Origin of the sequence: Exiguobacterium sp. MMG028 (genome assembly GCF_027947425.1) — a bacterium.
GTDB classification, from domain to species: domain Bacteria; phylum Bacillota; class Bacilli; order Exiguobacteriales; family Exiguobacteriaceae; genus Exiguobacterium; species Exiguobacterium aestuarii_A.
The window spans coordinates 205,631-225,265 of sequence record NZ_JAQJIN010000001.1 but is presented as its reverse complement, the minus strand read 5'-3'; the positions used below and the strand labels follow the sequence as shown (position 1 = coordinate 225,265).

The window sequence follows — 19,635 nt, the reverse complement described above, 5'->3', positions numbered from 1 at the left end:
GGGCCATAGACCTGATCCCGTCTCTGCAACTTCTAAAAATCATTTAGATCGACAATTGGTTGACGAGGTCAATCAATTGCATATCGATTGTGTGCTTGTTGTGGTCGAGCGCCTCATCGATATCAAGATCCATCATCTGGTTATTACGGATACCGACGACGCGGCCCGCTTTGCCTTCAAGAAGAATTTCGACAGCGTATGCACCCATACGGCTTGCAAGTACACGGTCTGCAGCAGTTGGGGAACCACCACGTTGAATGTGTCCGAGAATCGTAACACGTGTCTCTGAGTTCGTCTTCTCGGCAATCAATTTGCCGATTTCTTCAGCACTTCCGGCACCTTCAGCAACAATGACGATTGAGTGCTTCTTACCGCGTGCAATTCCGTGATTGATACGTTCCACGATTGCATTCAACTCTTCTGGGCGTTCTGGGACAAGAATCGACTCCGCGCCACCAGCGAGACCAGAATAAAGCGCGATATCACCAGCATCGCGACCCATTACTTCAATCACATACGTACGTTCATGAGATGAAGCTGTGTCACGAATTTTGTCGATGGCGTCAAGCGCTGTGTTGAGCGCTGTATCGAAACCGATTGTCGCATCCGTTCCCGGAATATCATTATCGATCGTACCAGGAAGGCCGATTGTTGGGAATCCGAGTTCCGTCAATTTTTGAGCTCCGCGATATGAGCCGTCTCCACCGATGACCACGAGGGCATCGATATTGAATTTCTTCAACTGTTCTACTGCTTTTGCGCGTCCTTCTTCTGTTCTGAATTCAGGACAGCGTGCAGAGCGAAGGAACGTACCTCCACGTTGAATGATGTCGCCGACTGATCCAAGGTTTAATTCGACTAAATCACCTTCGATTAATCCTTGGTAGCCGTTATACACACCGTACACTTCAAGACCTTCGAAAATCGCTTTTCGGGTCACGGCACGGACAGCAGCGTTCATTCCAGGAGCGTCTCCTCCGCTCGTTAATACCGCAATACGTTTTAAATTCACGTCACTCACCTCTTATGTGTTTTAACGAAATCTGAAAATAAAATACCATGTCTGACCTTTGTTTTACAACACAAGTATGTGAAAAAAATGCATAGGGTATCCTACAAAGCAGTCACTTGATGAATGAATAACTCTATATTCAAAGCCATTGTTACCGTTTTCACTCACTAATTGTGCCAATTTGATGATATTTGGTCGCACGTCCTTGAATGAGCTGAGAAGTCGACAAATCGAGCAACTCGTTCATGTGCTGTAATAATACAGGTTTCAAGAGTGATGACTGTAATGACACATCGACATGCGCGCCCCCATACACTTCCCCTACAACTTCATCTACGATCCCTAGGTTGAACAAATCTTGTGCTGTAATTTTCATCGTTTCTGCTGCACGCTCTGCTTGTTTGGCATCTTTCCACAAAAGTGCCGCTGCACCTTCTGGCGAGATGACCGAGTACGTACTATTCTCAAGCATCAACAATCGGTCGCAAACACCAATCCCAAGCGCACCACCAGAACCGCCTTCTCCGATAACGACGGAAACGATCGGTACTTTCAACGTCGCCATTTCAAACAAGTTTCGAGCAATCGCTTCACTTTGACCTCTCTCTTCAGCGGCTTTCCCTGGATAAGCCCCTTTCGTGTCAATGAATGTCAAAATCGGACGGTTGAACTTCTCGGCTTGCTTCATGAAACGTAGTGCTTTTCGGTATCCCTCAGGGTGTGGCATCCCAAAATTCCGCTTCATGTTTTCTTTCGTATTTCGACCACGCTGATGCCCGATGATGGTCACCGGAACACCTTCGAATGTCGCAAGTCCCGATACGATTGCCGCATCATCATACCCGTGACGATCGCCATGGAGTTCCATGAAATCAGGGAACATGTGATGGATGTAATCGAGTGTTGTCGGACGTTTCGGGTTTCGCGCCAATTGTACGCGGTCCCACGGTTTCATATTCCCATAAATATCTTTTTCTAATCGGTCGAGCTTCAACTCCAGGTGACGAATCTCACGTGATAGGTCAATCCCTTTCGTTTCGGCTGTCTCACGCAATTTATTTAGCTGTTCGGTCACTTCTTTGATTGGGTCAAACATGTCGAACACCCCCATCGTGTAATCCGATCATTTTCTTCAAGAACGAACGCATCTGTTCACGATGGATGACCGCATCCAATTGTCCGGACTCGAGTAAGAACTCTGCCGTCTGGAAGTTTTCCGGAAGTTTTTCCCGAATCGTCTGTTCGATGATTCGTCTTCCCGCAAATCCAATAAGTGCACCGGGCTCTGCGACGTTTAAGTCGCCAAGCATCGCAAAACTTGCTGAAACCCCGCCTGTCGTCGGATGTGTCAAATAGGCGATGTAGAGAAGACCCGCCTCATCATGTTCTTTTAAAGCGATGGACGTGTTCGCCATCTGCATCAAACTGACCATCCCTTCTTGCATTCGTGCGCCACCTGACGCCGTGAATAAGACGACCGGGAGACGACGTGACGTCGCTTGGCGAACAGCAGAGGCAATCGCTTCCCCTACGTAAGCACCCATCGACCCCATTCGGAATCGAGCATCCATCACGCAAACGACGAGTGGTAGTCCATCAATCGTCGCTTTTCCGCAAACGACGGCTTCTTCAATCCCGGTCCGTTCACGGTCTTTACTCAACTTTTCTTCATAATCAGGAAAATCGAGTGGATTTGCTTTGACGGAAGGTCCCGCAAACCGTTCGAAAGAACCTTCATCGACGAGCATGTCGATTCGTTCCTGTGAATGAAGCGGAAAATGGTAGCCACAGTCACATACCTTATGATTTTCGTTTAACTGTTTTGTATAATGCATATATTTACAAGATGGGCACTTCGTCATTAATCCCTGTGGAGCGTCAATTTTTGGTTCTCGTTGACGCAAAGGCATATATCGTTTCGGTTTCTTGAAAAAAGCAGTCATCGCTTCCCCCTCGTTCATTCCGGCATCCCCATTCCACGCCACGTCTCGACAAAACGCTTACGTTCTTCGAGCGTATATAACTCCCCAACATCTAGTCCCTCAAAAAATCGGTTCACTTCGTTCCAAATCCTGATGAACAACTCATTCTTCAACTGAAAAATGAGTTGTTGACGAAACGTTCGATCCTCTTCGATCACTGCCTCTAATTGAGTCAGTCTCTCCTTCGTCGGCTCTACTTCCGAAAAAGCCATTCGCTCTAACAGTTTGAGCATTTCGATGATATCGGTCGCTTTCGTCTGTTTCGTGACGATGAACTCCGACAAAATCTCGATGTAGCGATGCCGGTCTTGTTCACATAGGAAAGTACCACCACCGCGCCTTGTTTCGACGATGCCTAAAAAGCTTAACGCGCGTAGCGCTTCTCGAACTGAAGCGCGACTAATGGATAGCGTCTCCGCAAGTTCACGTTCGGATGGAAGCCGGTCTCCCGGGACCAACGACGATTGGACAATTAATTTTCGTATCTTTGAAATATTCTCGTGAAATGTGGATGCGTGTTTTTCATGCATCTGACCGTTCAACTCCCTTATTTGGATCACTTATCAATTTTTAAGTGGTCAGACCAATTAGTGCGATTATATCACTTTTTAGGACTTGGTACTAGTTTCTGGACCAACCATTTTATGATCGATTCGTTTTAACACAACATTCTCTTCTCCGAATCGTCTTTTCGCTTCTACGACGTACTCCTCGTTCGGGTTAATCGAAAAAGCGGATGCCAGTTGTTTCACTTCTTTCGAATCCGTGAACCGACAGACGACCGGAACGTCACCCTGCGCACGCTGAATCCAGTCTTCTAGTTCAGGGAATCGATCTAACGTGAGCCTTACGAACAAAGCTTGACCATGTAATGGACGCACACGTTCGACAATCAATTGTTTACGTCCATCCCTTTCATTTGAATGAACTTCAAGCAACAAAATGTTACCTACGTAGAGGGAACGACTGAATTGGGCGAACGTTCGTGGAAAGACGACGACTTCTTCTTGCGTCACACCATCATCCACCATCATGACACCCATTCGTTCTTGCTTTTTCGTCATGAACGTACGCACGTCATCCACATACACGACTAGATACCCGTTCGTTCCGTGCACAACGTCTTCAATCGTGGAAGGCTCGATGCCCACGTCAGGAATCGTTGTAAGCGGAGAGTGCACAACCCATGTTCCGAGTGCTTCCCGCTCTTCTTCAGACCAGTTTGGCTCTTTCGCTTTTTTCTGCTTAAGCCCGAGTGATGACAGTTCATCTGGTAAGAAGTGCGTACCGGCCTCTTCACGTAAACGTTCGACTGCTTCAAACGCACTCGTCCGGTCACCGTGATACATGCGGTCAAGCGCCCCAGCTCCTAGCAAACGTCTCAACTTCAGTTGATCTTTACTCTTCCATTCCATCGCTTCCTGAAGAGTGCGGACGTCTTTTAGCTGTCCATTCAGCTCGATGAGTCGTTCGACGTCTCGTTTCGTCAGTCCTTGAATCGCTTTAAGCCCAAGACGGACGCCAGGACCTTCAAGTGTCGCATCGGCATGCCCGTGCAATACGTCTGGCGGATACACAGGGATTTTGTCTTTACGCAATAGTCTCACGAGTTGACTGGTCTTCTCCGACGTCACGACATGGAAGACACGGGGATAATGCGCTTTGACGTAAGCCAATCGATAACTGATCAAACTGTAGGCGACCGCATGGGAACGGTTAAAACCGTACCCTGCAAACTTTTCAATCCAAGAGAAGCTTTGTGACAAGACATCACGGTTATTTCCTTCAGATTGATGTAAAAACCGCTCTCGTTCCCGTTCAATCGTACCGGTATCTTTTTTGGCAATCGCTCGTCTGACCAAATCCGCCTCGGCATATGAATATCCACCGAGTTTTCGAAGAAGTCGCATGACCTGTTCTTGGTAGACGAGCACGCCATACGTCGACTTCATGATTTCTTCGACGTCCGGGTGAATCGGTTGATATGGCATACCGTGTTTTCGTTTTGCATACGTTTCAATAAACTGCATCGGTCCTGGTCGATAGAGCGACATCGTCACGACGATATCCTCAAATTCCGTCGGTTTGACTTGACGCAACGCCTGTTTCATACCAGACGACTCAAACTGGAAGATCCCGTCGGTCTCTCCTCTTGCTAATAATCGGTACGTCCGGGCGTCATGTAAGGGAATGGTCTTTAAGGAGAACATCGCGTCACTCTCGCGGACCAATTCCTCCATATGACGAAGGCGAGTCAAGTTTCGGAGCCCGAGCAAATCAATTTTGAGCAGCCCGATTTCTTCCAAATCCTTCATATTGTATTGGGTCACATGATCCTCGAGTTCGGGTTGAAGTGGAGTCACGTCTTCAATCGGTTGACGACTGAGTACAACCCCAGCGGCGTGTATGGATGATTGACGTGGCAACCCTTCTAGCTGTTTCGCAATCCGAATCAACTGTTGACGCTTCTGGCTACCTGCGAACCATTTCATCTGTTTTGGATTCGCCATCAATTCGTCCAACCCACCTGATTTCACTTGTTTACTTGCAGCCTGCCCCTCTTCTAACGTCATACCGAGCGCCCTCGCGACGTCACGGATGGCCGCCTTTGCTCCAAAGGTTGCGAGTGTCCCGATTTGCGCCGCATGAGCCTCTCCGTATTTTGACAACACGTACGAAACGACTTCTTCTCGACGCTCATCTTCAAAATCTAAGTCAATATCCGGCATTGAGACGCGTTCCGGATTGAGGAACCGTTCAAATAGGAGACCATAGCGAACTGGGTCGACTTCTGTAATGTGCAGTGCAAAACTGATGAGCGAGCCGGCCGCCGACCCCCGACCTGGACCGACCTCGATCCCGGACTCACGGGCGAATCGGATAATATCTTCGACAATCAGAAAATACGAAGAAAACCCGGTCTTGGCAATGACGTCGAGCTCAAACTTCGCTCGTCCGATATACGGCTCTTTCATCAGTTCCATCGCTTTTAACCGTTCACCGACGAGCCGCTTCAACTTTTGATCAGCGTCCGGTAACTCTGGAATCGCGCCTTCCGCTTGTGGAAGATGAACGATTTGAATCAGTGCTTCAAATCGTTCAAGCTCGCCCAGTTCTTCTGAGGTGAACCAGTCGTTCATCTCGCTTGGAAGCCGGACATGCAGACCTTTTTGACGTACATCCTCCTCTGACATCACTTCGCCTTCTCGAATGGCAGAGATTGCCCGGAAACCCTCCACATCTTCAGGTCGCATATATCTCGTTTCAGGGACTGGAATCAATTGGACGTCGAGTTCTTCTTTCATCATGCGAAGTTGTTTTAACAGTTGTACCTGTTCTGTCGTCTGCGGTGCCGGGAGACCGAGCCATAGTCTGTTCTCGTCTACAAAAGACAGCAGTTGATGATAAAGACGACGTCGATGGACCGGGTCGCTCGCTTTCCAGTTTTCCGGTAAGACAATGAGGGGCATCGTCGTACGTTCATCGATCCCGCCTTTCTTGATAATTCGGTATTGTTCTTGTAGTTCTGCTTCGTTCGAGGCATAAGCAAGTACCGACACATCGAGCCCGTCTAGTCGAAGGACGGTTCTCAGCCCCATGAGCGGCTTCACCCCACAGCGTTTGCAGTAAGATAGAAACGATGGCACACCATAAAAGGCATCGTCTGCGATGGCGACCGCGCGACTCCCCCGCTCTGTCATCTGCATCACATATTGTTCTAGTCGAATCGTGCTTTGTAGTAAGCTATAAGCAGTTCTGACATTAAGATGAATCATCTTCGTCCTCCTCTCTATTTAATGGAATTGTCAAACTCAATTCTCCACTTCTCTGATACAATAATTATAGACAAAACTCACGACAAAAGGGGGCAAAAGCGTATGATTATCAATCGGGGACAAATTGCGCGCGATAAGTTAGAGAAATTACAGAACGGTCAAACCGTCTTTGCGGACAGTCCTGAAATCATCGACCGACTTCGAAAGTATATTGCAGAATATCAACTCGATGTCGTCGAAGATGTGACCGACCGCGGCACGTGGTTTATCCCACAAGAAAATGGAGACAAATGAAGAGAGCTGACCGCGGTCAGCTCTCTTCATTTTCTTCAAACGTGAATTCTCCTGCCACTTCATTCAAAGCAGCAATAACGTCATCCATTTCATCCCACGTATCAATCGTGGCACCTGACGCCATCGGATGGCCACCACCACGGTAACGCTTCGCCACTTCATTGATGACAGGTCCTTTCGACCGAATCCGGACACGAATCTCTTCTTTGTTTTCGACAAACATGACCCAACATTTCAATCCTTCGAGACCAGAGAAGCTATTGACAAGTTGCGATGCCGCTTCCGGGGACGCATGGAACGTCCGGAGCACATCTTTATCAATCTTCACATACCCGACGCCTTCTTCTGTGACATTGACGTGCTGTAACACGTACCCTTGTAACTGAAGCGTCGCTAAGTTGGTCTTATACATGTGTCGGTACAGTTTGTTCGTATCGATGCCTTTGTCAATCAATCTCGAAGCAATCTCAAACGTACGTGCCGTGGCATTCCGGAACTGGAAGCGCCCCGTGTCACCTACGATACCGGCATATAATAAGAAGGCCGCTTCTTGATCGATCGGATAATCCCAAATGTTCGCCAACTCCACAATCATCTCGGACGTCGAACTGACCGTGGTGTCCACGATTTGTGTCATCGCATACGGGTCTTCATCAGGGTGATGATCGATTTTAATGATTGTTTTTCCTTTTAACGCATATGGTCCATCGATTCGTTCCTGATTCGCTGTATCTAGAATCAAAACGAGCGCATCCTTATACATTTCTTCCTCAACGTGTTCCATCTTCCCTAAAAATTCAAGGTCGGGCACCATACCACCGACTACATAGATCTTTTTATCCGGATGAACCGACTTTAAAATACGTTGAAGCCCGAGCTGACTCCCCAATGCATCGGGGTCTGGTCTGACATGTCGATGAATAAAAATGGTGTCAGCCGCCTCGATTTCTGTTTTGATTGAATCCGCTTTCGCCCATGCCCACATGATGATTCCTCACTTTCCTACACACTATTATGGTATGATGATAACAGATTACGAGAAAGAAAGGGGTTCCTTCACTTGCAACTTGTCATGATTGGACTCATTTTGTTCGCGCTCGGAGCGTACCTTGTCTTCAAGCGTCGTGCTTTTTTGACAAAGACGCCAAACCGTAAAGCCTTGTTCAATACACAAGCTTTAATCTGGTTAAGTTTATTCCTCGCGCTATTCGCCGCGAACCAAATGGTCGGTGGATTCGGTTTAAATTCATCGGTCGGTTGGATTGTCAGTATCGTCATGTTGGTCGTCGGCTTAGGCAATGCGGTCGTTGGATTTATCCGTTACCGGAAAATCTATCCGCTCGCCGCAGAAGAACCGACGAATACGCCTTCATAAAAAGAGAGCACCCGCTACTCGTGTAGCCGGTGCTCTTTTAAGTTACCGATCAATCAACTGAGCCGTGACAAGCGCCTTGGCGACAAGTTGTGTACCTTGTGTCATTTCTACGTCGACTTTCCCGAACTTTCGTCCGAGATCGAAGACGTTTGCCGACACTCGAATCTGACTCTCAATCTGAATCGGTTTCATGAAATAAACGGTGATGTTCTCGACCACCAAATCCCCTTTTTTCATATGACGCAGACTGCGCGTCGCCCCTTCGACTAACAAAGTCGTCAACACACCTGATGATGCGGTCCCCATATGGCTCGTCATTTGCGGAGCAACCTCGACAGTGAACGCCGTACCGTTCGACGCGGGATCTTCTTTCAATTGGTTCGTGATCATGTTGTCGAACGTTTCACCGACTTGCGGCTGACGATTCGCAAGCTGCAACGCCTTCAACACATCTTGACGACTGATGATCCCGAGCAAGCGACCATAGTTATCGACGACAGGGAGCATCTCAATCCCTTCCCATACCATCTGGTGCGCAGCGTTGGTCACGCTCGTCTGAACACCGACCGTAATCGGGCTCTTTGTCATGACTTTCTCGATGTCATAGTCGTGCGATTTATCGATGACATCTTTCGCAGTGATCACCCCGACCACCTTCATCTGCTCATCGATGACCGGATAACGATTATGCTTCGTCCGCTCATTCAATTCGTGCCAACGTTTCACCGTGTCATCCGATTTCAAATAAAACGTGTCGTGAAGCGGAATGACGATGTCTGAGACAAGAAGAATCTCTTTCTTGATGAGTCGATCATAAATCGCCCGGTTAATCATCGTTGCGACGGTAAAGCTGTCGTAAGAAGTCGAGATGACGGGCATATCATACTTATCCGCCATTCGTTTCACTTCATCCGTCGTATCAAAACCCCCTGTGATCAACACGGCCCCGCCGGACTGCAAGACGAGTTCATGCGCCTTCTCCCGGTTTCCGATGATGACGAGTGAATCGACATCGATATAACGCATCATCGCTTCCAATTTCATGGCTCCGATGACAAATTTAGATAATGTCTTATGCAAACCATTTCGTCCACCTAACACTTGTCCATCGACAATATTGACGACTTCGGCAAATGTCAGCTTTTCAATATTCTCTTTTTGTTTACGCTTGATCCGAATCGTCCCTACACGCTCGATGGTAGAGACGAAGCCCAGGTTCTCAGCTTCTTTGATGGCCCGATAAGCCGTACCTTCTGATACAGCTAACTCTTTAGCGATTTGGCGGACCGAAATTTTTGACCCAACATCGAGTGACTCGATATGTGCTATGATCTGTTCATGTTTTGTGGTCATACGCGGAGTCCCTTCTCTCAATACATTTTCTACTCTTTCTAGTATACTGTATCAGTCAAACTTGTTCAAACTGTACTAATCAAATTGCAACATTTCCTTTCTGTTTTCGAAACAGCTATAATAGACGAGTAGTCAACGTAAGAGTGAGAAGGGAAGGGATTCATCTTGAATCAACGCACCAATCAAATTGCACAATCTTTAGCGACGAAAGGATTAGACGCGGCATTCGTCACGTCAAAGGCATCTGTATTTTACTTCTCGGGAGTATACGCAGAAGCACACGAGCGGCTGATTGCCATCCTCGTTCTAAAGAATGGGACAACTGCCATCATTTGTCCTGCTCTTGAAAAAGGAATTGTCGAAGCGAGTGACTGGTCAGGTGAAATCGTGACGTACATGGACCACGAGAATCCGTGGGATAAAATCGTCAAGTTGTTCCTCGATAACCAAATCGTTCCTGAGCGTATCGGGATTGAAGGCGAGCATTTGACATTCAACCGTGTCGAGCAACTCCGCGCTGGTTTTGCCGGATTGTCGATTATCGATTTGACAGACGAACTCCAAACGTTACGCATGATCAAATCACCGGATGAAGTGCGTACAATGAAACGTGCCGCTGAACTTGCAGATATGGCAATCGAAGCAGGAATTCGGTCACTTCGTGAAGGCGTGACCGAGCTCGAAGTCATCGCGGACATTGAATATGCGATGAAACAACAAGGCGTTCGTGAAATGTCATTCGACACACTCGTATTGTTCGGTGAAAACAGCGCTGACCCTCACGGTGTACCAGGCAACAACCGTTTGAAGAAAGGCGATTTCGCCTTGTTCGACCTCGGTGTCGTCTGGCAAGGGTATTGCTCGGATATCACTCGAACGGTCGTCTTCGGTGAAGCGAGTACGAAACAACGTGAAATTTACGAAACGGTATTACAAGCAGAAGAAGCAGCGATCGAGATGGCGAACGTTGGCACGACGCTCGGAGCGATCGATATCGCAGCTCGTCAAGTCATCACGTCCGCTGGATACGGTGAGTACTTCACACACCGTATCGGTCATGGAATCGGAATCGAAGTTCATGAACATCCATCAATGGCTGCGAACAATGATATGACAGCCCAAGTCGGGATGACGTTTACGGTCGAACCAGGTATTTATCTACCGGGCGTAGGTGGTGTCCGCATCGAAGATGACCTCGTCATGACAGAAAGCGGTCCGATTACGTTGACGAGCTATCCGAAAACACTTCAAGAGATTCAATAAAAAAGGTGGGGTCCAATTAAGGATCCCACCTTTACCTATATATTCATTAATAGAACAATCGAAACATGACATCTCGTTGCGGAACTTCATAACGTTCCATTTTTTCTAGAAATGTTCGCTTGTCATAAGGCACAGCTCGCAGATCAATCTGCATCCCGTTTTCCCCGTCTGACAAAATCGCGAACCGCGCAAGTTCATCTCGGGCGACACCGAGCGCACCTGGATTGACGTACCGCTTCTTCTCGTCTTGGAATAGGTGAACCGGGTGGTGATGCCCAAATAAGATGACATCCCCATCATACTCTCCATACAACCGTTGCATGTTTTCAAGTGTCGGCTCGAGAATGTCATGGAACGGTTCATCAACGATGGTGGCTTGACGCTTTTCACTCGGGATATGGTAATGGATACCGAATGCCTTTTGACTAGCCAACTCACCCGTGATTGTCCGCGGAAGAGACTCAAGAACATCCACATATCTAGATTGAAGATGACGCGCGACCCACTCATGATGCGGTCGCGTATGCGCATAACTTTCTGGATGACCTTGTCCGGCTAGTAGAGAAACGACCGCTTCATCATGATTACCTGAAATCATGTGTGCCCCGCGGTCAATCAATCGCTCCATGACCGCGTTTGAGTCCGGCCCCATCGCAATCATGTCACCGAGTGACCAGATGATGTCGACCTGCTCTGTATCTAACGCATGAAGGACTGCCTCTAGCGCCTCTAGATTTCCGTGAACGTCAGTCACAACCCCAATCTTCATCGCTCTCCCCCTCACTTTCGATACTGATGGACCACGTTGACCCCGCCGGTCACATCGATGACGGCGCCCGTAATCATATCTGATTCCTCATGTAATAGGAAGGAAATGAGTCGTGCGATATCCTCTCCAGTTCCGTGTCGTCCGACTGGAGTCCCTTCATCGATTTTCGCCTCCTCGATACGCATCTCTTTTTGAGATCCGACGATGTTTCCTGGATTGACCATATTTGCCGTAATCCCAAAAGGCGCTTCCTCAAGAGCGACCGATTTCGTCAAACTGACGAGTGCCGTTTTTGCTGCCGCAAACGCTGAACGGTGAATCCATCCGGGAGCCGATGCGCTTTCCGGAAACCCGTATGAGATGATGCGCCCGAAACGATTCGAGCGCATCGAAGGAATCGCGCGACGCATCAACCAAAACGAGGCAGACAGGTTACCTGTCACCACTTCATCCCACTCCTCATCCGTCAATTCGACGAGCGGTTTCCGTTCAAAAATGTATGGACCCGCATTTAAAATCAAGGCATCCGGTTCACCAAACCGCTCGACCGCTTCCTCATAGGCCGAGAGCAGCTGTTTGCGATCCGTCAACCCTGCCTCGATCATATGTATCCGCTCATGTTCCCAATCAATCGGATTCCGCTGCAATATACTGACGTGCCATCCTTCTTGCAAAAGACGCTCTGTCACGACACGGCCAATCCCTTTCGCACCAGAAGTAATCATTACATGTTTCATCGTCCAACCTCCTCCGCCTTATTTTACCCGTTCTTTCACGTGAATTCCAAACTTGGACATGTCGTGAACAATTCCATGAAAAAATTCACTCCTTTTCATGACGAAAAAGCGTGAAATTCGAAAGAAGTGGTATACTATATATGTAAGCCGAACGTATATTTCGAGCGAAAGGTTGGGATTTACATGGCAATTGTATACAAACACATTCTATCTGCCGTTGACGGCTCTAAAGAGGCGGAACGTGCATTCGAAACTGCAATCGATGTCGCTATTCGTAACGAAGGGAAACTGTATGTGGGTCACGTGATTGACACGCGTACATTTGCGACAGTTGAAGCCTACGATCGGACGATTACGGAACGCGCAGAAACGTATGCCAAAGAGTTACTCGAAGACTATGTGAACCGCGCGAAAGAACGTGGCGTGAAAGAAGTCGAGACCGTGATCGAATACGGTTCTCCAAAAGTGACAATCGCTAAAAAGATTGCTCCTAACCATGATATTGATCTTATTATTTGTGGCGCGACTGGGTTGAACGCTGTCGAACGCTTCTTTATCGGAAGTGTTTCAGAAAGCATCGTCCGCTATGCGAAGTGTGACGTGCTCATCGTCCGTCAATAATCATTTATTCTCGAAAAAGGGGTCTTGCGCAATCGCAAGACCCCTTTCTTTATTACAACACCTTGACCGTAACCGTTTTACGACCGAATTGAATCGCCGCACTGTGCGAATACATTAAGATGTCGATTTTATTTCCTTTGATGGCGCCGCCAGTATCTGCAGCCGTATACGTTCCTAACAATTTGCTTCCTACGTATACTTGAACTTTCGTTCCAAGTGGAATGACACGCGGGTCGACCGCAATCACATTACGTTTTTGTTTACGAACGTCCCAACCGAGAGCCGTCTTTCCTGAACAACCTTTGCAAAAAGGTGTATACGCCGATGCTTTCATCGTGTACGTTTTGCCGACAGACTGTTTCTTCGCTCCTGTTGTCGTGACATAACTTGTCGCAACCCATGCTTTTTTCTTTTTATAATAAACTTGTGTCCAGGCACCTTTTGAACCTAAACGTTGTAACTTTTGACCTTTGTTTAACTTGCCTAAGATTTTTGTACCCATTCGTGCATCTGAACGGATATTTAAATCGTTCACTTTACTGACGACATAAACTTTATTTGAAGAGGCAGCTTGCACTTGCGATTGTGGCAGGAAAAGCGTTGAAACTAAAATCGTAATTAGCATCATCCATCCTAACTTTTTAAGCATGCAATCGTTCCTCCTTTAGTTCAGATCGTGTCATCGATGATTTGTACATCGAATGTTTCGTCCAGATAACTATATGATGAAATATGTAGCAGTGCCGTTACACTTACGGTTCATTTAAATGTCACGAACGTTACAACTTGATGTCAAAAAAGCCGATTCTTTGCTTTAAATTGCACTTCCGAAACGAAGTAGCGATATTTATATAAATAATCATCCAATATATGGCTCTTTCATGACTCAAATGTTACAAAACGATATAAAACATGCACCCAATGTTACAAAGCGAAAATTCATTTGTCCTATTCATCCTCTAGCACGTTAGGAAAAAAGGCTCAAAAAAAACCCACGTTACGCGAGGTAACGTGGGTTTGAGTGATTCTTATGCGTGCTCTTCAACGAGGTTTGCAATGCGAACCGTATCGCGCGCGATAACCAATTCTTCGTTCGTCGGGATGATGATGACCTTAACTGGTGAGTGTGGGTAGTTGATGAACAACTCTTTGCCTCGTGCACCATTATTAAGTGAAGGATCCCAGTAGACACCCATGAATTCGAGACCACGAAGGATACGCTCACGGATGACATCCGAGTTTTCACCGACACCCGCTGTGAAGATGATGGCGTCGACACCATTCATTTCAGCGGCATATTGACCGATGTAACCGTGAATACGGTTTGAGAAGATTTTGAGTGATACTTCTGCACGGTGGTTGCCTTCTGCAGCCGCTTGCTCGATGTCACGTAAGTCACTTGAAATACCAGAGAGACCGTAAACACCAGACTCTTTGTTCATGACGTTCAAGACGTCTTCAGCAGACTTCCCTGTCTTTTGCATCAGGAATGGGATAAGGGCCGGGTCAAGCGAACCTGAACGAGTTCCCATCGTAATTCCTTCAAGCGGTGTGAAGCCCATTGTCGTATCAATCGAACGACCACCTGCAACGGCTGCGATTGACGCACCGCTACCGAGGTGACATGAGATTAAACGCAAGTCTTCGAGCGGACGACCTAGAAGTTCTGATGCACGTTGTGTCACGTACTTGTGGCTAGTCCCGTGGAAACCATATTTACGAACACCGTGCTCTGTATAGTATTCATACGGAAGACTGTACAAGAAGTTCTCTTCTGGCATCGATTGATGGAATGCCGTGTCGAATACCGCAACTTGTGGAACGTTTGGCAAGATTGCTTGGAAAGCACGAATCCCAGTCAAGTTTGGTGGGATGTGAAGTGGTCCGAGCTCTGTGAAAGACTCGATGTTCTTCATGACTTCATCGTCGATCACAACCGAATCCGCATACAACTCTTTCCCGTGTAACACACGGTGACCTACGCCAGAAATTTCATCGAACGATTGAATGATATCAAGTTCGATCAGTTTCTCTAACGTCAATTCAACCGCTTCTTTGTGCGTGTGAAGCGGCGTGACCACGTTGAACTTCTGTCCTTCACCGTACTTAATTGTAAAAATTGCATCTTCTTTCCCTACACGCTCAACCAATCCGACTGCGAGCAACTCTTCCGTTGGCATCTCGAGTAACTGGAACTTGAGCGATGAACTGCCAGCATTGACTGCCATAATTTTCGTCATGTCATACACCTCTTACCTTTCGTTTTAAACGCGTTTCTTTATCTGTTCAATTTAAAACTGATAACTGTATCATAATGAAGATACTTGATTTTGAATACCTTTTTCAAGTATTTTGTCTATTATTTTTGCGTTGTTTTGAACCAATCATCAATCTGTTTCACTACATTGGCAACCGCTCGAACGTCCGTGAACGACGGAAGCTCAACGAATAAGGCTTGTTTCGGACGTGTGACGCCTTCCCCTACTTTTTGAAGGAGCAACAAACTTTTCGCATAGCGTTCATCTTTAAACATCGTTGTCGGAAGTTGGATCACACCTTTGACAACCGCTTCACGGTCCATCCATTGTTTTAATTTCCCTTCATCATCTTGTTCAAACAAATTGTTCGGAATGACGAACAATCCGTGTCCACCCGGTTTCGTATGACGGATCGCCTGTTCCATCATCAAGAAATGAGAATAGGCATGTCCTTCATTACGTTTCATGTCGTATTCGGCCGCGACTTCATCATTTGGGTAGTAACCGATCGGCAAATCCGCAAGTGACAGGTCGCTCGGCTCGACAAACAACGGGGCGAGCGCGTCTTGATGGAAGTATGAAACCGGCTCTCCTAATAAATTGCTGATCGAATAAGAGAGACGAAGCAACAATTCATCGACTTCGACCGCTTGTGCCGTCGCTTCTTTCAATTGCGAGAGGACCGCATGTGTCAACGTGCCTGTGCCGCTCCCAAGATCGAGAATCGTCGCACCATCTTTGAGGAGCTTCGTTGCCAAGTAGCCCATGAACAAACTGACCGCATCCGGAGTCGGTTGGTTGTTCGGTGGGAGTTGCGTCGTTTCTTCAAGCACGAGTAGACTGACAGCTTTCCGCACGTCATCCATCTTCTCATTTTCGATGTCGACATGGTCAAACACTTGCACGAGTGCCTCAATCGGTAATACATCAAGGTCGTTGACAAGTTTTTTCGCTTCTTTCTTCCAATCACGATACAGTTGTTCAAAACGTTCCATTTTCGTTCATCCTTTCCATACAAAACCGGCCCCCATAAGAGGACCGGTCGGTTCACGTACTAGTGTAAGCTATTTTAATCAATTTCGCCAAACGAATCAATTCGCTTGTTCGAATGCCTGAAGCGCTGCTTCGAAATCAACTTCGTCTGTCATTTCATCCATATATTGAACGTACTGGACGACGCCGTTTGAATCGACGACGAACACAGAACGAGCGAGGAGACGCATTTCTTCAATTAATACGCCGTACGCTTTCGCAAATGATAGATCACGGTGATCAGAGAGCGTGACCACGTTGTCAAGACCTGAAGCCGAGCACCAACGACGTTGTGCAAATGGGAGGTCGTTCGACACAGTCAAGACCGTTCCGCCAAGTGATGATGCTTTCTCATTGAATTCACGCGTTTGTGCGTCACATACGCCTGTATCAATTGAAGGAATGACACTGATCAATTTTTTCCCCGGATAGCTTGCTAATGTCACTTCTTCTAAAGCTGTCGTCAACACTTGGAAGTCAGGAGCTTGGTCTCCCACTTTTACTGGATTTCCTTGTAATGTCACGTTATTCCCTTTAAATGTTGGCATGAACTCATCCCCTTTGTTGTAGTTACCTTCTCATCATATCGATGAAATTGAGCCTTTGACAAACTTCCTGCTTTTGGCTCTGTTTCAGTTTTCCCTATATTGGTTGAAGGAAACACGTTATAATAAGGGGAACACCATTGACAAAGGGGATGACTCAGATGAGAAATAACGTCTATTTGTACCATCGTAACGTCAACGAATTCACTAAAGAAGTGAAAAAGCTAAAAGAAATCGGGGAAAAACACGGGTTTAACATCGTCAATCAACCAGAAGATGCGAATATTATCGCTGCGGTTGGTGGAGACGGCGCCTTTTTACAGGCTGTTCGCTATACAGGTTTTCGTCAGGATGCCATCTATGTCGGATTCGGACGCGGATTGAACGAGTTTTATTGTGACTTTGACATACATAAACTCGATGAAGTCGATCGCCTCTTCTCGGACAACTCGACGCGAATCGAAGAAGGTCTCGAAGTACGCAAATATCCACTTCTTTCTGCATCAATCAACGAATCGACACCGCTTCTTTGTTTAAATGAAGCTTCCATTAAATCGAGTATCATCAAATCACTCGCGATTGAGGTTTATATCGACGACTTGCACTTTGAGACATTCCGTGGGGACGGAATGGTCGTGTCGACTCCAACCGGTTCGACTGCTTATAACAAATCGTTGAGCGGCGCGGTCGTCGACCCGCTCATCCCATGTATGCAAGTCAGTGAAATTGCTTCGGTCAACAACAACCGTTACCGCACACTCGGCTCTTCGTTTATCGTACACGAATCGCGCAAGCTATCACTTCGCATCGTCGAAGACGGAAACGATTACCCGATCATCGGTATGGATAATGAAGCACTTAGTTTGAAGTACACCGACCGGATCGACATCGAACTTTCTGACAAAGTCATCAAGACCGTCAAACTTCGCACGAACTCGTTCTGGCATAAAGTACAACGTTCATTCTTCTAATAAAAAAGAGGAGCCAATTGATCCTAAATAGGGTCGATTGGCTCCTCTTTTTTTTTACGATGTGACGACTTCCGCCTCATATACCGGTTTTCCTTCGACGACCGTCATGGCTAAACGATTGTGAAGAATGTCCTCCCCTTGTAATTGGAAGAAGTCCTCGTCCCACACGGTGAAGTTCGCGTTGTAACTTTGAATCAACAACCCGTTTCTTCCGTGTGTACCCGTGGCGACATGAGGTGAATACGTAAAGCTGCGAAGCGCCTCGTACATCGATAGACGTTCACTTGGATTTAACGTGCTCGAACCTTTAAACGACTGTCTCGCCACCGCTCCGAACAATCCTTTCCGAACATCAACGGATGAGATTGGGGCATCACTTCCCCCGAGCAACAACGCTCCCGTATCAAGAAGTGACTTGAAGCGATACACATCATGAACGCGTTCATTCCCTAACCGTTCAAACAACATATCTAAGTCGTCAGAAAGAAAGACCGGTTGCGCATCGATTAGAACAGGCAGGGATTTGATACGCTTGATCAGTGAATCGTTCAACAAGGAAGCATGGATAATCCGGTCCCGCGTTCCTTTTTTAGCTGGATATTTCTCAAGCAGACTGACAAACTGTTCGACGGCCGCATCCCCAATCACGTGAGCCGCCACGTTCATCCCGTACGTACGCGCCTTTTTCACAAGCGCTTCTAGATGATCCGGCCGATGTACTTCGATCCCTCGCTGAGCCAGGTCATCAGCATACGGTGCTGAGAGCAGCGCTGTCCGTCCCCCAAACGAGCCGTCTACGAACAGTTTCATCGCCCCAAAGTCAAATCGTTTTCGTTTTGTCATCGCATCATGCTGAATGACACGGTCCACGACTTGTTCATGAACGAGAAGATGCGCTTGGAACGGCAATTCATCTAGCACGTCCTCATACGCTTGAATCGTCTCTAACGGGTCACCATGATAAAACAAGTCCTCGGTGTGGGCACCAACGATCCCGTGTGCGAACAACGAATCGATGGCACGTCGGAGTGAGGCAGCATTTTTCTTCCGATTCCCACTCAGTTCTTTATATAAGAGGTCGAGCGCGGCATCATATAAGACACCGTTCAACTTCCCTTCCTCATCCCGGCCGAGCTTCCCGCCTTCGATGACCGTGTGATGAATCAGGCCGAGGCGCTCGAGTCCTTTCGAGTTCACGACCGCAACATGACGGCAGACACGCTTCAAGACGACGGGACGATCCGAGATCACTTCATCAATCATGTCTCGCGTCGGCATTTCACCGAGTAATCGATCATCAAATCCTTCTGCAACCACCCATTCGTCATCTGATCCTTGTTGCTTCATCATCTCAAGTAATTCTCGAAGGTTGGTCGCCTCGCTTGCATCGACACGGTCTAGCGCTTCTCCGTAACCGACAAGGTGAATGTGCGAGTCTGTGAAGGCAGGATAGACACTCTTTCCTTCCAAGTTCACAATCTCTTCAATCCGACCGGCGTATGTACGACGGAGATGACCCTCTTCGCCCATTTTTAAAATTCGTCCATGCTCCACGAACATAGCTCGCATCATTTCCCCCGGTTTATTCAACGTATAGATGTTTCCATTAACCCATAACGTACCCATCTGACGATTCCTCCTTGATTG

Annotated in this window: 19 protein-coding genes; 5 read left to right on the top strand and 14 right to left on the bottom strand. The window is 47.3% G+C overall.

The genetic code is table 11. The features are described from left to right. Window positions 1–43: 43 nt before the first annotated feature. The 5 genes from pfkA to dnaE form a co-directional block, all read right to left on the bottom strand. Window positions 44–1,012 (bottom strand): 6-phosphofructokinase, encoded by a 969-nt coding sequence (pfkA, locus tag PJK55_RS01240; RefSeq protein WP_214693237.1) that lies wholly within the window; start codon window positions 1,010–1,012, stop codon window positions 44–46. A 160-nt stretch (window positions 1,013–1,172) separates the two neighbouring features. Then, complete coding sequence (locus PJK55_RS01235) at window positions 1,173–2,123, bottom strand: acetyl-CoA carboxylase carboxyltransferase subunit alpha (RefSeq protein WP_214693239.1); 951 nt, start codon at window positions 2,121–2,123, stop codon at window positions 1,173–1,175. Beyond that, on the bottom strand, window positions 2,101–2,955 hold the full coding sequence (accD, locus tag PJK55_RS01230) for an acetyl-CoA carboxylase, carboxyltransferase subunit beta (protein ID WP_271304547.1): 855 nt from the start codon (window positions 2,953–2,955) through the stop codon (window positions 2,101–2,103). Before accD ends, PJK55_RS01235 begins: the two co-directional genes overlap by 23 nt. A gap of 14 nt (window positions 2,956–2,969) precedes the next feature. Next, the gene (locus tag PJK55_RS01225; RefSeq protein ID WP_271304546.1) at window positions 2,970–3,524 is read right to left on the bottom strand and encodes a FadR/GntR family transcriptional regulator; all 555 of its coding nucleotides are present in this window, start codon (window positions 3,522–3,524) and stop codon (window positions 2,970–2,972) included. A 78-nt stretch (window positions 3,525–3,602) separates the two neighbouring features. Then, window positions 3,603–6,770 (bottom strand): DNA polymerase III subunit alpha, encoded by a 3,168-nt coding sequence (dnaE, locus tag PJK55_RS01220; RefSeq protein WP_271304545.1) that lies wholly within the window; start codon window positions 6,768–6,770, stop codon window positions 3,603–3,605. Window positions 6,771–6,872: 102 nt separating this feature from the next. On the opposite strand from dnaE, the gene PJK55_RS01215 reads away from it, so the two are divergent. Next, a complete protein-coding gene (locus PJK55_RS01215; protein WP_074033430.1) occupies window positions 6,873–7,064 on the top strand; it encodes a hypothetical protein in 192 nt (63 codons plus the stop codon). 16 nt (window positions 7,065–7,080) lie between these two features. Here PJK55_RS01215 and PJK55_RS01210 read toward each other — a convergent pair whose 3' ends face one another. Then, window positions 7,081–8,049 (bottom strand): DHH family phosphoesterase, encoded by a 969-nt coding sequence (locus PJK55_RS01210; RefSeq protein WP_214782187.1) that lies wholly within the window; start codon window positions 8,047–8,049, stop codon window positions 7,081–7,083. A 75-nt stretch (window positions 8,050–8,124) separates the two neighbouring features. Here PJK55_RS01210 and PJK55_RS01205 point away from each other — a divergent pair, with 75 nt between their 5' ends. Beyond that, a complete protein-coding gene (locus tag PJK55_RS01205) occupies window positions 8,125–8,439 on the top strand; it encodes a YtpI family protein (RefSeq protein ID WP_074033432.1) in 315 nt (104 codons plus the stop codon). A 42-nt stretch (window positions 8,440–8,481) separates the two neighbouring features. Here PJK55_RS01205 and PJK55_RS01200 read toward each other — a convergent pair whose 3' ends face one another. Further along, on the bottom strand, window positions 8,482–9,792 hold the full coding sequence (locus PJK55_RS01200; RefSeq protein ID WP_074033433.1) for a DRTGG domain-containing protein: 1,311 nt from the start codon (window positions 9,790–9,792) through the stop codon (window positions 8,482–8,484). Between the two features lie 165 nt (window positions 9,793–9,957). Here PJK55_RS01200 and PJK55_RS01195 point away from each other — a divergent pair, with 165 nt between their 5' ends. After that, window positions 9,958–11,055: a M24 family metallopeptidase gene (locus PJK55_RS01195; RefSeq protein WP_214746449.1), complete on the top strand. Its 1,098-nt coding sequence runs from the start codon at window positions 9,958–9,960 to the stop codon at window positions 11,053–11,055. A gap of 46 nt (window positions 11,056–11,101) precedes the next feature. Here the strand turns inward: PJK55_RS01195 and PJK55_RS01190 are convergent, their stop codons facing one another. Together PJK55_RS01190 and PJK55_RS01185 are read right to left on the bottom strand one after the other, a co-directional pair. Then, window positions 11,102–11,824, bottom strand: a complete 723-nt coding sequence (locus PJK55_RS01190; RefSeq protein ID WP_271304544.1) for a metallophosphoesterase family protein — start codon at window positions 11,822–11,824, stop codon at window positions 11,102–11,104. 11 nt (window positions 11,825–11,835) lie between these two features. Continuing rightward, window positions 11,836–12,561, bottom strand: a complete 726-nt coding sequence (locus tag PJK55_RS01185) for an SDR family oxidoreductase (protein ID WP_271304543.1) — start codon at window positions 12,559–12,561, stop codon at window positions 11,836–11,838. Between the two features lie 183 nt (window positions 12,562–12,744). On the opposite strand from PJK55_RS01185, the gene PJK55_RS01180 reads away from it, so the two are divergent. Further along, on the top strand, window positions 12,745–13,182 hold the full coding sequence (locus tag PJK55_RS01180) for a universal stress protein (RefSeq protein ID WP_012726732.1): 438 nt from the start codon (window positions 12,745–12,747) through the stop codon (window positions 13,180–13,182). Window positions 13,183–13,234: 52 nt separating this feature from the next. On the opposite strand, the gene PJK55_RS01175 is transcribed toward PJK55_RS01180, so the two are convergent. The 4 genes from PJK55_RS01175 to tpx all read right to left on the bottom strand — a co-directional run bounded on the left by PJK55_RS01175 (window position 13,235) and on the right by tpx (window position 17,020). Next, window positions 13,235–13,831, bottom strand: a complete 597-nt coding sequence (locus PJK55_RS01175; RefSeq protein WP_271304542.1) for a 3D domain-containing protein — start codon at window positions 13,829–13,831, stop codon at window positions 13,235–13,237. Between the two features lie 379 nt (window positions 13,832–14,210). Continuing rightward, entirely contained in the window at window positions 14,211–15,422 is a 1,212-nt protein-coding gene (locus PJK55_RS01170) for an acetate kinase (protein WP_271304541.1), read from the bottom strand. A gap of 119 nt (window positions 15,423–15,541) precedes the next feature. Beyond that, a complete protein-coding gene (locus PJK55_RS01165) occupies window positions 15,542–16,435 on the bottom strand; it encodes a class I SAM-dependent methyltransferase (RefSeq protein WP_074033439.1) in 894 nt (297 codons plus the stop codon). A 96-nt stretch (window positions 16,436–16,531) separates the two neighbouring features. Further along, entirely contained in the window at window positions 16,532–17,020 is a 489-nt protein-coding gene (gene tpx / locus PJK55_RS01160; protein ID WP_074033440.1) for a thiol peroxidase, read from the bottom strand. 149 nt (window positions 17,021–17,169) lie between these two features. Between tpx and PJK55_RS01155 the strand changes: the two genes are divergently transcribed. Continuing rightward, window positions 17,170–17,988, top strand: a complete 819-nt coding sequence (locus tag PJK55_RS01155) for an NAD kinase (protein ID WP_214694006.1) — start codon at window positions 17,170–17,172, stop codon at window positions 17,986–17,988. A gap of 54 nt (window positions 17,989–18,042) precedes the next feature. Here the strand turns inward: PJK55_RS01155 and PJK55_RS01150 are convergent, their stop codons facing one another. Beyond that, window positions 18,043–19,614, bottom strand: coding sequence for an amidohydrolase (locus PJK55_RS01150; protein ID WP_271304540.1), 1,572 nt, complete (start codon window positions 19,612–19,614; stop codon window positions 18,043–18,045). Between the last annotated feature and the right edge of the window lie 21 nt (window positions 19,615–19,635).

Coding starts and splice junctions, on each gene's coding strand:
- tpx (WP_074033440.1), bottom strand. CDS start 17,020: ATGCCAACATTTAAAGGGAATAACGTGACATTACAAGGAAATCCAGTA.
- PJK55_RS01190 (WP_271304544.1), bottom strand. CDS start 11,824: ATGAAGATTGGGGTTGTGACTGACGTTCACGGAAATCTAGAGGCGCTA.
- PJK55_RS01225 (WP_271304546.1), bottom strand. CDS start 3,524: ATGCATGAAAAACACGCATCCACATTTCACGAGAATATTTCAAAGATA.
- PJK55_RS01235 (WP_214693239.1), bottom strand. CDS start 2,123: ATGGGGGTGTTCGACATGTTTGACCCAATCAAAGAAGTGACCGAACAG.
- PJK55_RS01150 (WP_271304540.1), bottom strand. CDS start 19,614: ATGGGTACGTTATGGGTTAATGGAAACATCTATACGTTGAATAAACCG.
- PJK55_RS01200 (WP_074033433.1), bottom strand. CDS start 9,792: ATGACCACAAAACATGAACAGATCATAGCACATATCGAGTCACTCGAT.
- PJK55_RS01155 (WP_214694006.1), top strand. CDS start 17,170: ATGACTCAGATGAGAAATAACGTCTATTTGTACCATCGTAACGTCAAC.
- PJK55_RS01170 (WP_271304541.1), bottom strand. CDS start 15,422: ATGACGAAAATTATGGCAGTCAATGCTGGCAGTTCATCGCTCAAGTTC.
- PJK55_RS01175 (WP_271304542.1), bottom strand. CDS start 13,831: ATGCTTAAAAAGTTAGGATGGATGATGCTAATTACGATTTTAGTTTCA.
- PJK55_RS01165 (WP_074033439.1), bottom strand. CDS start 16,435: ATGGAACGTTTTGAACAACTGTATCGTGATTGGAAGAAAGAAGCGAAA.
- PJK55_RS01185 (WP_271304543.1), bottom strand. CDS start 12,561: ATGAAACATGTAATGATTACTTCTGGTGCGAAAGGGATTGGCCGTGTC.
- PJK55_RS01215 (WP_074033430.1), top strand. CDS start 6,873: ATGATTATCAATCGGGGACAAATTGCGCGCGATAAGTTAGAGAAATTA.
- PJK55_RS01180 (WP_012726732.1), top strand. CDS start 12,745: ATGGCAATTGTATACAAACACATTCTATCTGCCGTTGACGGCTCTAAA.
- PJK55_RS01210 (WP_214782187.1), bottom strand. CDS start 8,049: ATGTGGGCATGGGCGAAAGCGGATTCAATCAAAACAGAAATCGAGGCG.
- dnaE (WP_271304545.1), bottom strand. CDS start 6,770: ATGATTCATCTTAATGTCAGAACTGCTTATAGCTTACTACAAAGCACG.
- accD (WP_271304547.1), bottom strand. CDS start 2,955: ATGACTGCTTTTTTCAAGAAACCGAAACGATATATGCCTTTGCGTCAA.